The sequence below is a fragment of the Pseudomonas sp. NFX71 genome (assembly GCF_048079215.1).
GTDB classification, from domain to species: domain Bacteria; phylum Pseudomonadota; class Gammaproteobacteria; order Pseudomonadales; family Pseudomonadaceae; genus Aquipseudomonas; species Aquipseudomonas fluorescens_B.
On record NZ_CP182230.1, the window covers coordinates 4750843 to 4762287 of the forward strand.

Consider the following 11445-nt stretch of genomic DNA (forward strand, 5'->3'; position numbering starts at 1 on the left):
TTCACCTCTGTGCTGGCGAGAAGTAAAGAACGCGCAGTTGAATATCCTTTCTGTAATTGATCTGGACATAACCGCGACCCAGTTCAACCTTGCTCTCGGTATCCCACTGGAGGGTATGCGGCTCTTTTTTTCCGAGGAAAATCGCTTCCAGTTCGCCGCTGTATTTGTGTGCCACGTCCTGAATCACGGCATCCAGCTGCTTGATCGGCGCTTCTGCTATTTGCGGGGCTGCGCGAAACAGGCTGGCGCGGGCCATGACGGGCAAACTGCGCTCTATGAAGTTTTGCTCGCTCAGAGGCGTGACGTTGCCTGTTTTTACGAACTCGAGATAACGACTGAAAATATCCGGTGCGACGTCTAACTGGGCCTGCTGAGTATTAGTTCCCAGCCTCGGGTTGGTCAGCACATCTGGATTGGCGCCGATACCGGCGAAAGAGATCTCGCAGATACTGGCCTTTGCGTACATGAATACACCACAGGCACCACTCGTGCCGTAGGCTTGATAGTCCCGGCCGCTGAACTCGCACTCGCAGGTTTTGACATCGGCCAGAGCGTTGCTTGCAACCGATGCAGCAAGAAGGAGCCCGCCAAGCAATCCGGCGGATAATCTCGGATATAAAAGCATAGGAAGGTCGACCTCATTTCATGTAGAGGAAGATGCGTTGTGTTGAGCGTAGCGGGAGGCTGAAATCTTTGCCTGTGCAGGGAAGGGCATTCAATCGCGGGTTACGGCAATTCCTCCCATTTGACATCGGTCAAACCGGACTTTTCAGCGTGGTCGAGCAGGTTCGCATGATTGCCCTGAGCGTTGTCTGCCCCATACAAAAGGCCCACGCCTGCGTGCAGACACGCGTAATACCACGCATCTTCATCGGTCATGTGAGTGTCCGGCTGGACAAACATTCGACGCGAGTCATTCAAACAGTAGGTGATTTCAAAATGCCGAGAGCGCATCAGCCAATTCTCCAGGTGATGCGGCTCGGACATTAGTGGCTTAGTGCCAGTTCCCTTTTATTTTTCGGGCGTCTTCCTGACTCTGCAAAACGCGGAGGGTATTTTTGTCCTGAGAAAGCGCTCCATTTGTTGAAGTTCCTCATGCGCCGTAACAAGCGGCCAGAACAATGAGCGCAAGAAAACAGATCAACTGAACGCAATAGAAGGCAAACCGAACCGCCACGAACGCATCGGTTTGTACGTGGGCTACGTGAACCAGCGACTGGCAAACACGAGCGATCAGGACGAGTGTGGACAAGTAGTTCACTGCAGCGCTGTTGACCCCAAGGGCTGAAATCACGAGCACGATGGCGCCAAAGACAGGCAGGTTTTCCACACAATTGGCATGTGCTCTCATCCCGCGCCGATACCAGTCTTCGCCATCGACCTGATCGCTGCGGAAAGAGGCAATCGGAACATTCGAAAACAGGATTCTGATCCAGCGATACACCCCGACGGTTGCCATCAACAGCAGCAAAGTCCAGGTCGCAAACCCAAGCAACATCCACATCGGTATCGTCATGGCGGCGATCCTCGATCAATCATTTTCAGCACGTCATTCCCCAGCCGCGCGACCGATGTGTGGTCGGCCGCGCCCTGTCGATCAATGGCTCATGATGGGGGCCAGTGCGGCCTGAATCCTGGACATCTGTGCGGGTGTTGTCATGCGCGAAAGCAGCCGGCCAAAGTGTGGATGCTGCACGCCCGAGATAATGTATTGCCAACGGTAGGCGCTCAGCACGCAGGCTTTGATTTGCGCTGTCTCATCGGCACTGAGCAATCGTGAGACATTTCCAATGAAGTAGTCAGCGTCGGATGCCGATTGTGCCTGCAGGAGGGTGTCGACGGCTGCCACCAGCGCTATCAGATCGTTGACTGCCTGGTCGCGCTCGGCCGGCAAGAGTTTCGCGTGCTCCGCCTCCCACTCCAGCTCATCGAGTACGACGTGCCGGCTTTCATCCATCCAGTGATATTTGAAGACATCCTTGAAGAGTGGGCACAACTCCTCGCGCGGGGCGATGCTTTTTACGTAGTGCGTCTGAACAAACAGTTCGATATGACAGGTCAACGCCAGCACCGACCAGGTGCTGGACGCAAGTACCGCGCGCGCCACATCGTTGGGATCGGCAACTTGCCGATATCCCGCTGGCATTTGCGAACCGATCATCGTCTCTACGCGCCGGAACAGCTCCTGGTGCTTGATCTCGTCGTTGGAAAATCGCACCAGCGCTTCAATTGCGAGCTGATCGTCAAAGACATGGCCCCGACCTTGATCGAGCATTTTGGCACTGATAAAACGTTCGACCAGGCCAAAGATAAATGCATAGGTTCGGCCCTGAATTTGACTGAGCAGGCGCGCCTCGTCGGCGTTGAGAAAGGTCAGGCGGTCGATCTGGGAGAGTCCGTCGGGCAAGAATTTGCGCGAGAAGTCGAAACGTCGGTCCTGGAGCAAGTCGCGATCGATCTGCCATTCCGCTTTCTTTGATGATCTGACAATTTGGGCATATCGGTCGGCGTTGCCCGAGACTGAGCCGGGTCTGGTAGCGACGGTGTTCATAGTGATCTCCTGCTTTCCTGGTCGAGTTGGAACGGGGCAATTACGGGAACGTCGGAGCCAATGACCCCTGGGTGAAGCCTCTGGGGGGGAGCGTCACGATCACTGAGTCGACGTTGGTGCTAATCTAGGCCTCGCAGTTCGGGCGAAGAATGACCGGTGCGCCTGATTACATGCTCCGGACTCCGGAAAGGAGGGCTGGCAATTGTTGGATGCACTTTCTGATGTCTTGCGTGTGATTCGGCTGTCTGGAGGGGTTTTTCTCGAGGCGGAATTCACTGCGCCCTGGTGCATCAACGGAAGGCTCTCTGCGGACGACTGCAAACCGTTCCTGGCGACGCCTCGACATGTCATTGCGTCGCATTTTGTCGCCGCGGGGCACATGCAATTAAGAATCGACGGTGGCGCGACTGTCGATGTGCAGGCAGGTGAACTCATTCTGCTTCCTTGCAATGATGTTCATACTTTTGGCAGCGACCTGAGCATTGCGCCCATGCATGCGCGCGAAGTTGTCCAGCCGCCGGAAGTCGGCGGCATTTCACGAATCAAGTACGGCGGAGGCGGCGAGGCCACGCAGTTGTTGTGTGGATTCCTCGGCTCGGACACACCCTTCAGTCCTTTGCTTTCATCGCTGCCATCCTTATTGAAACTGGACGTGCGCGCGACTGCATCGGGAGCCTGGATTGAAAGCTCGTTCCGTTTCGCTGTCAGTGAGATTGCGGCGGGGCGCGTCGGCTCGACAACGATCATCTCCAAGCTATCCGAACTGCTATTCGTCGAAGCCGTCAGCCAGTATGTCGCGAACCTCCCCGCTGAGCGGCGCGGGTGGCTGGCAGGTTTGCGGGATCCGCATATCGGGCGCGCATTGGCGCTGCTCCATGCTCGTCCAACCGAGCGCTGGACTGCAGACGCCCTGGCGCTTGAAGTGGGTATGTCGCGCTCGGTTTTTGCGGAGCGATTCACGGCATTGGTCGGACAGCCACCGATGCAATACCTGACGCTGTGGCGTATGCACGTGGCGGCTCAACAGCTGCGTGAAGGTCGCGGCAATGTGGCGCAGATTGGCTTTGCAGTGGGCTACGAATCCGAAGCGGCGTTCAGTCGTGCATTCAAACGCCAGTTTGGTACATCACCCGGCACTTGGCGCAGACAATCTGCGTGATCCACGGGACAGCGATAATGTCGTGAGGGGGCATCAGGGCGCGCTAATTGATTTGCACAATGACCGGCCCTTCCGTGACGACCGGTGGGAACGTATGGATGTGCGAGGCGTTCTTCTCAATCCATTCGCGTGCGACTTTCATGCTCTCATCGGTGCCAGCCTTGTCCGTGCAAACCGTTATCGATATACCGCCATCACCGAGAGGCAGCAGTGTGTAGCTGGCGAGGCCAGGTACTTTGCGCAGGGCCGCCTCGACGTCGGCCTTTTGCTCTTCAAGAAAATCGAAAAGTTTTTTTGCGTCACGACCCGAGTAGGTTCTTATGACCGCGTACATGGTCATCTCCTTTGCGAGTTACCGTCTTGATACCCGTCCGGATTCGCGGGTGGCCGCTATCACTTGGATTTCAGTTCGTCCTGATCTATTCAGCTTAGTCAAACGCCGGTGACAAGCGAAAGGCCACGACCACCGGCAGCTCCCGGCCCAGAGCCGCGGCGGTCGATCAATCAGGCGGCGGGGAGCAGGCCTTTCTGTCTGGCGACATGAGTCGCCAGTGCGTCCATCAAGTCCGGGGACAGGCAGTCATAGGGCTCCAGGCCGATCGAGCGAAGACGCTCACGGATGGCCTTCATTTGTGCGGGCGGTGTGCCGGTTTCGATGATGGAGGACACGAACGCCGCGAAGCCCGGTGGCGCCCATCCGCTCTGGGGTGAGAGCTCGGTGTGGACGAAGTCCAGGCCATAAAAGGCGTGGTCCTTGTTTTCGATGCGCCCGAAGAGGTGAGCGTGGCACTGTTTGCAGGCGTGGCGCTGGATGGTGGCGGTTTCGTCGACAATGGCCAGTTTTTCGCCGTGGGCCGTGACGCTGACCTTATCCCGGGGTACCACGGCAATGACGGCGAATATCGCATTTTGCGGTTTCCAGCATTTGCTGCAGCCGCACGCGTGGTTATGCAGGGTTTGCGCGTCGATCTTGACCTCGACCTTGTCGTTCGCACACAGGCATTGCAGGGTGCCACCTGTGAAATTCGCGGCGGCGGGCTGGAAACCATTGTCCAGTACAGGGTGAAGTTTCAAGGTGCTCATGTTGACCTCCTTCGATGCGACCCTCAGTTCTATGTGCAGATCAAGAGTAGCGCGCTGTTCGAAGCGTTTACTCTTGGTCGGCAGGCACTACCTTCCAGCTGTCATCCGGGTCAAAACGCTTCATTGACCGCGCCAGTTTCTCACCCTCGGCGCCCAGGTCTTTCTCGAACACCTGGCCTTCATGGCTGATCATGAAACTCATGACCCCGGTGTCAGCGTATTTCGCCGGCCAGGCGATCAGTGCAAAGCCACGGCTCATCTTGTCACCCATGAGGTAGCTGTAGGCGCCGCCAGGTGCCGAAGGGCCTTGGCCATCAAGAATACGGAAGTGGTAACCGTGCCAGTCTTCGCCGGCAATGGTTTTGCCGAACGAGGACCCCAACGGGCTGATCTGATCGCTGTCGTCGTCGGCCCAATAGAGACCGTCGTGCTTGCCGGCGGCGCTGAAGATTTTCTGCGCATACTCGAGTGCGCCGTCACCGTCACGGTCCACTGACGAATAGTCCATCTGGGCGTCGTGATAAGTCCGTACGGATTGCAACGCCGCAAGTTCGTTGCGGCCAATTCGACGGGCACGGATTTCGGCCTGGCCGGCCTTGATGTCGAAGCGCCAACCTTTCTCGACCTTGACCATGGGTATCGGCAGTGTCCAGTGGTCGCTGCCGACCGACAGAAGCGCCTTGCGGTCACTGGTTTTTTCAATGGAATGTTGCTCGCGGTATTGCTTCAAAAAAGCATCCACATCACTGCGCTGAACCCCTTCACGGGGTATGTAGCTGTGCCATTCTTTACCCAGCAACTCTGTCAGGCGCGACTGATCGGCGTGCTCTGTACCCAGGGCTTCGACGAACGCTTGAGCGGCCTTTTCCGGCGTTCGAAATGTCTGCTGTGCCGCAACAACGCACGACCACGCCACGCCGGCAACCATCGCCAATACCTGGGGGAACACACCCATGAGTGACTTTATTCGAGGATTGTTTTTCAACGACGACCCCCTCGTTGACGCGCGGGTGGATTCGACGGCCGACTGATCTGGTGGCCGGCTGATCGCGAAGCACTGGCGCGCTGGGCGGACATCTCGCTGGCCCGGCCACGACTGGCTTGTGCGTTGGACTGGGCCGGTGATCGCGCGCCGGCGAATGCATTGTTGCGGGCACTGCCCGCATTGGCGGATGGCCTTTTTTGCGCCGTGCCCTGTCCGCGCGCCTGAGCAGCCTGGTTCCTCGGTTGCTGGCTCTCTCGAGCGTTTCTGGCGTTACCCTGGCTCCTGTCGGACAACTTCGCTCTGTCCGTGCCTTGCATCCGATTGTTGGTTGCGGACTGGGCTTCGCGCGCTCGATCCCGGGCTTCGCGGTTGCTGGTGGCAGGTTGTTCGAAGCCACGCTTGTCCATGGCACCACGGGCCCGTTCACGAGCCTGGGCGCGCTCGGCATTATCCCCTCGATAGGCCTCACGCTGACTGGCACCGTCCAGTTGTCGGCCGTACTGTTCGCGGCTCTTTCTGTCTCGATAGGGAACACCATCGCGATGAACGGTGTTGTGCTGCCACTTGTTCTGATTATTGGTGATCCGGTTGTTGGCATTGATGTTGTTGTATCGGTTGACGTCGATGTCGATGTCGTTGTTACCCCAGTCACAGTCACCCCACAGCGCGCCGACGATCGCCACACCGGTACCAAACGCCAGTCCGGCCATCAACGCCGAGCCGGGGTAATAGGCTGGCGGTGGCGGATAGTAAACAGGGGGTGACGCGGGATAGGACCAGGTCCCGTATGTGGTGGTCGGGTTGTAACTGGGGACGTACACCACCTGTGGATCGGAGGGCTGAATGATGATGGTGGAAGTGCTGCTGGCAGGCGCAGGAGCCGGAGCCGGAGCCGGAGCCGAAGTGGCGGGTGCAGGTGCCGGTGCCGGTGCCGCAAAGTTCTGGACCGTCACGTTCTGATATTGATTGCTCTGCAGATTGCCTGCCGCTTGCGCCTGATGACGCAGGCGTTGCACGGCCTCCATGGCATCGTCGGGCTGCGCCAGGAAGGCATCTCCCAGACGTTGCACCCAAACGGGATCCTGCCCCAGCGTTGCCAGCACCTGCGGGAAGGCGACCAGCGCCTGTACACTCGGGTCCCACGTCTGGCTCGCCACTTGTTTGACCGCATCGTCACCTTTGGCGTCCGGGTGTGATCTGGACCAGGTCACCGCCTCGGTGACTTCGCCGGGGTACGTGGTGGCCATCAGTACCTGGGCCAGCAGTGGATCCGGGTAAAGCGCAATGGGCGCCAGCATTTGATCCAGCTGCTCCTGATTGAACACGGCATCTTTGACGGCCGCCGTGACGGGCGCTGTTTCAGCACCGTTCGCGGTCGCATCCAATGGCTGCGCCAGACAGGAATATCCGTGTAACAACAGTGCCGCGGACACCGCGAAAAACAATGGAATGCGCATTGGCCCCCCACATGCTCAGGCAGGCTTGAACGGAATGGATCAATGTCAGGAAGGTTAAAGCCGATTTCGCGAGCCAGGCCTCAGCCTCGATGCTGCTCTCTAATGGTAGCAAACATATTTTTGTTGCCATGGATTCACGGCGGCGATTGGCCGAGTGGTCGGCGTGGGTGCGAACCGGGCTGGCGGTATGGGGGCGGCTACCACTCGGTAGGCCACGGGTGCCTGGCAAGTGTTTCGCCGCTACAATGCGTGCCTCGACCGTGACAAACCAGATAAAAAAACATGTCTCTACCTAAACATCACCTGGAGCTGCTCAGTCCCGCCCGTGACGTGAGCATCGCCCGCGAAGCCATCCTGCATGGTGCCGACGCCGTGTATATCGGTGGCCCAAGCTTCGGCGCCCGCCACAACGCCTGCAATGAGGTGAGTGAAATCGCCGGGCTGGTGGAATTCGCCCGTCGCTACCACGCCCGGGTGTTCACCACCCTCAACACGATCCTGCATGACAATGAACTGGAGCCGGCCCGCAAGCTGATCCACGAACTGTACGATGCCGGTGTCGATGCGTTGATCGTCCAGGACCTGGGCGTGATGGAGCTGGATATCCCGCCGATCGAGCTGCACGCCAGCACCCAGACCGACATCCGCACCCTGGCGCGAGCCAAGTTCCTTGACCAGGCGGGCTTCTCCCAACTGGTACTCGCCCGCGAGCTTAACCTGCAAGAGATTCGCGCCATCGCCGACGAGACCGACGCGGCGATCGAGTTCTTCATTCATGGCGCGCTGTGCGTGGCGTTTTCCGGCCAGTGCAATATTTCCCACGCACAGAACGGCCGTAGTGCCAACCGTGGCGACTGCTCCCAGGCCTGCCGTTTGCCGTACACCCTCAAGGACGACCAGGGCCGCGTCGTTGCCTATGAAAAACACCTGCTGTCGATGAAGGACAACAACCAGAGCGCCAACATCCGCGCGTTGGTGGAAGCCGGCGTTCGCTCGTTCAAGATCGAAGGGCGCTACAAGGACATGGGGTATGTGAAGAACATCACGGCCTACTACCGCCAGCGCCTGGACGATGTTCTCGAAGACCGTCCGGACCTGGCCCGCGCTTCCAGTGGCCGCACGGCGCACTTCTTCGTGCCCGACCCGGACAAGACCTTCCACCGTGGCAGCACCGACTACTTCGTCAGCGAGCGCAAGATCGACATCGGCGCCTTCGATTCACCGACCTTCACCGGCTTGCCGGTGGGCGTGGTGGAGAAGGTTGGCAAGCGCGACTTGCAGGTGGTGACCTTCGAACCGTTGTCCAACGGCGATGGCCTCAATGTGCAGATCAAGCGCGAGGTGGTGGGATTCCGCGCCAATATCGCGGAGCCCAGGGGAGAGTTCGACGAAGAGGGCCAGAAGCGCTATCGCTACCGCGTCGAGCCCAACGAGATGCCGGAAGGCATGTACAAGCTGCGGCCCAACCATCCACTGAGCCGCAACCTGGACCATAACTGGCAGCAAGCCTTGCAGAAGACGTCTGCCGAACGTCGTATCGGCCTGACCTGGGTCGCACGGCTGGACGAACAGCGCCTGCAACTCACCGCCACCAGCGAGGAGGGCGTCAGCGCCAGCGTTTCCCTGGACGGCCCGTTCGGTCTGGCCAACAAGCCGGAGCAGGCCCTGGAGCAACTGCGTGACTTGCTCGGTCAACTGGGCACCACCGACTACCACGCCACCGCCATTGAACTGGATGCGCCCCAGGCGTTTTTTGTCCCCAATTCGCAGCTCAAGGCCTTGCGCCGCGAAGTGATCGAAGCATTGACCGCGGCCCGCCTGCTGGCCCACCCACGGGGAGGCCGCAAGGCCGAAACCAACCCGCCGCCGGTGTACCCGGAATCGCACCTGTCATTCCTGGCCAACGTCTACAACCAGAAGGCCCGCGACTTCTATCACCGACATGGCGTGAAGCTGATCGACGCGGCCTTCGAGGCCCACGAGGAAACCGGCGAAGTGCCGGTGATGATCACCAAGCACTGCCTGCGTTTCTCCTTCAACCTTTGCCCCAAGCAAGCCAAAGGCGTCACCGGTGTGCGCACCAAGGTCGCGCCAATGCAACTGGTGCACGGTGACGAGGTGCTGACGCTGAAGTTCGACTGTAAGCCTTGCGAGATGCACGTCATCGGCAAGATCAAGGGACACATCCTCGATCTGCCGCAACCGGGCAGCGTCATGGAACCGATCGTCGGTCACATCAGCCCCGAAGACCTGCTCAAGACCATCCCTCGCGCGCCCCACTGAGCGTGACAGGCGAGCGTGCAGTTGTCCTGTTGCGCTCGCCTGATCGACCCGATTGCGTGTATGGCAGGCCAGAATCTAAATACGAAACTGGCCAACCAGACGACCCAGTCGACTCCCCAGATCCGTGAGACTTCTGGAGGTTTGTGCGCCATTCTTGGCGTCACCGGCGACTACGTCAGCCGCCTGTGAGATGTGACTCATACTGCGGTTTACTTCTTCAGCCACGGCGTTTTGCTCTTCGGACGCGCTGGCGATCTGAGCGTTCATGTCATTGATGGTGTCGATCAGTTGGCTGATGGCGTCCAGCGACATTCCCGCCCGGTTTGCCAGCTCCCCCGTTGTCCGGCCTGTGTCGCTGGAGCGGCCCATTGTGATCATGGCGCCTTGAGTACCTTTTTGCAGCAGGCTGATCATCCCATGGATTTCCTGAGTGCTTTTCTGCGTACGGCTGGCCAGGGCCCTGACTTCGTCAGCGACCACCGCAAAACCACGACCCGCATCGCCGGCCCGTGCTGCTTCAATGGCGGCGTTCAAAGCCAATAGATTGGTTTGCTCCGCGATAGAACGAATGACGTCAACGACACCGGCTATCGACTGCACATCCTTGTTCAGGCTGTCCAGGGACGCGCTGCTTTGGCCGATTTCCTCAATCAACGAATGAATGCTTTCGATGCTCCTGTTGACGACATCCCTTGCCTGCCCACCCACATCGCTGGTTTCCCGTGCTGCGAGCGAAGCACTTTGGGCACTGACGGAAACCTGATGCGCAGCCGTGGACATTTCATGTATGGCTGTCGCCACATGATCGGTCTCCTGGCGCTGACGATCCATGGCCTGCTCTGACCGTTGTGCCTGGGCCGACATCTCTTCGACCAGTGCAGTCAATTGCCCGGTCATCTCAGCGATCTGACGTACAAGGCTATGAATTTTTTCCACAAACAAGTTGAACGAGTGAGCCAAATCGCCCAGCTCATCGTTGCTCGAAACGGGCAAACGGTGTGTGAGGTCGCCATCTCCAGCGGCGATGTCGTCCAGTTTCTTCTTGATGGCCAGCACAGGTCTCACAATGCTGTTGCCTAGCCAAATGCCAATCAGCGCCACGAATAGCAGCACGCAAACGGCAAGGAAAAGGATGTACGTGGTGTGCTGGCCGATTCGCTTATAGCGCTCGCTGGCGATGGCCTGCACCTGAACCTCAAGATCGTCCAGGTTCACCTGGGTACCCACGATCAGGTCCCATTTATCCAGGTAAACGGTGTAGCCGAGCTTGGGTGTAGGTTTCGGGCTGCTGGGTGTTTGCCATTGATAGCGGAAAAAATGAGTGCCCGTCCTGGCCGCTTCAACCAGCCCCCGAATGACGTATACGCCGTCGGCATCTTTGCTATCGACAAAGCTCTTGCCGATATCGGTGTTCAGATTGGCGGAAAACACGCGAACAGACGAAGAGTCGTAGCCGTAAAAGTAGTTTTGTTTATCAAAACTCAGCGTACGCAGAATCTTGACGGCCTGATCCCGAGCGTTGGAATCCCCATATCCGGAAGCGTCGTAGATCGGCTGAATCGATGCCTGGGCAATTTCCATATAGTGCTTGAGCGAAGTTTTTCGCTCATTGATCAAGAGGTCGCGCGTCTGCTCGACTTCCTCGGATGCCAGCTTTTGCAAAACCCAAAAGGTGATACCGCTGATCACTGCGGCCAGCAAAAGGCCAGGGATGATCGTCAGAAGAATGATTTTGCTGCGAAGACTTAGCATCACGATGAGTTTCACCTCACTCAAGAGATTTTATTGTTTTCCAGCCCTTTTTATTTCGGCCAAGGCTGGCTAAACGTCGCGTAAAAGGCGGGGGTGTTTTTGGGTTGAAGCCGTTGGGTCTGGAGAGACTGAAAGGTCTCCCGTCGTCAAAAAATTATTAATGATCGATCGATCA

The 11445-nt window shown here is 58.2% G+C and carries 11 protein-coding genes; 2 read left to right on the top strand and 9 right to left on the bottom strand.

Annotated features, from left to right (window positions below):
* Nucleotide 1: 1 nt before the first annotated feature.
* From ACM1ZW_RS22290 to ACM1ZW_RS22305, 4 genes are all read right to left on the bottom strand, one after another.
* Complete coding sequence (locus ACM1ZW_RS22290; RefSeq protein ID WP_416739366.1) at nucleotides 2–625, bottom strand: hypothetical protein; 624 nt, start codon at nucleotides 623–625, stop codon at nucleotides 2–4.
* Nucleotides 626–726: 101 nt separating this feature from the next.
* Nucleotides 727–987 (bottom strand): DUF6555 family protein, encoded by a 261-nt coding sequence (locus tag ACM1ZW_RS22295; RefSeq protein ID WP_416739367.1) that lies wholly within the window; start codon nucleotides 985–987, stop codon nucleotides 727–729.
* A gap of 106 nt (nucleotides 988–1093) precedes the next feature.
* The gene (locus ACM1ZW_RS22300; RefSeq protein ID WP_414879818.1) at nucleotides 1094–1516 is read right to left on the bottom strand and encodes an MAPEG family protein; all 423 of its coding nucleotides are present in this window, start codon (nucleotides 1514–1516) and stop codon (nucleotides 1094–1096) included.
* Nucleotides 1517–1597: 81 nt separating this feature from the next.
* Nucleotides 1598–2551: a hypothetical protein gene (locus tag ACM1ZW_RS22305; RefSeq protein WP_416739368.1), complete on the bottom strand. Its 954-nt coding sequence runs from the start codon at nucleotides 2549–2551 to the stop codon at nucleotides 1598–1600.
* Between the two features lie 202 nt (nucleotides 2552–2753).
* On the opposite strand from ACM1ZW_RS22305, the gene ACM1ZW_RS22310 reads away from it, so the two are divergent.
* The gene (locus ACM1ZW_RS22310; protein WP_416739369.1) at nucleotides 2754–3710 is read left to right on the top strand and encodes an AraC family transcriptional regulator; all 957 of its coding nucleotides are present in this window, start codon (nucleotides 2754–2756) and stop codon (nucleotides 3708–3710) included.
* 43 nt (nucleotides 3711–3753) lie between these two features.
* On the opposite strand, the gene ACM1ZW_RS22315 is transcribed toward ACM1ZW_RS22310, so the two are convergent.
* The 4 genes from ACM1ZW_RS22315 to ACM1ZW_RS22330 all read right to left on the bottom strand — a co-directional run bounded on the left by ACM1ZW_RS22315 (nucleotide 3754) and on the right by ACM1ZW_RS22330 (nucleotide 7235).
* Complete coding sequence (locus tag ACM1ZW_RS22315; protein WP_414879815.1) at nucleotides 3754–4044, bottom strand: hypothetical protein; 291 nt, start codon at nucleotides 4042–4044, stop codon at nucleotides 3754–3756.
* Nucleotides 4045–4214: 170 nt separating this feature from the next.
* Nucleotides 4215–4793 (bottom strand): S-(hydroxymethyl)glutathione synthase, encoded by a 579-nt coding sequence (gene gfa, locus ACM1ZW_RS22320; RefSeq protein WP_416739370.1) that lies wholly within the window; start codon nucleotides 4791–4793, stop codon nucleotides 4215–4217.
* A 67-nt stretch (nucleotides 4794–4860) separates the two neighbouring features.
* Nucleotides 4861–5748: a DUF2950 domain-containing protein gene (locus ACM1ZW_RS22325; protein WP_416739371.1), complete on the bottom strand. Its 888-nt coding sequence runs from the start codon at nucleotides 5746–5748 to the stop codon at nucleotides 4861–4863.
* A gap of 26 nt (nucleotides 5749–5774) precedes the next feature.
* Nucleotides 5775–7235, bottom strand: a complete 1461-nt coding sequence (locus ACM1ZW_RS22330) for a DUF3300 domain-containing protein (RefSeq protein WP_416739372.1) — start codon at nucleotides 7233–7235, stop codon at nucleotides 5775–5777.
* 282 nt (nucleotides 7236–7517) lie between these two features.
* On the opposite strand from ACM1ZW_RS22330, the gene ACM1ZW_RS22335 reads away from it, so the two are divergent.
* The gene (locus tag ACM1ZW_RS22335; protein ID WP_414879811.1) at nucleotides 7518–9518 is read left to right on the top strand and encodes a peptidase U32 family protein; all 2001 of its coding nucleotides are present in this window, start codon (nucleotides 7518–7520) and stop codon (nucleotides 9516–9518) included.
* A 75-nt stretch (nucleotides 9519–9593) separates the two neighbouring features.
* On the opposite strand, the gene ACM1ZW_RS22340 is transcribed toward ACM1ZW_RS22335, so the two are convergent.
* The gene (locus ACM1ZW_RS22340; RefSeq protein WP_031318983.1) at nucleotides 9594–11273 is read right to left on the bottom strand and encodes a methyl-accepting chemotaxis protein; all 1680 of its coding nucleotides are present in this window, start codon (nucleotides 11271–11273) and stop codon (nucleotides 9594–9596) included.
* Between the last annotated feature and the right edge of the window lie 172 nt (nucleotides 11274–11445).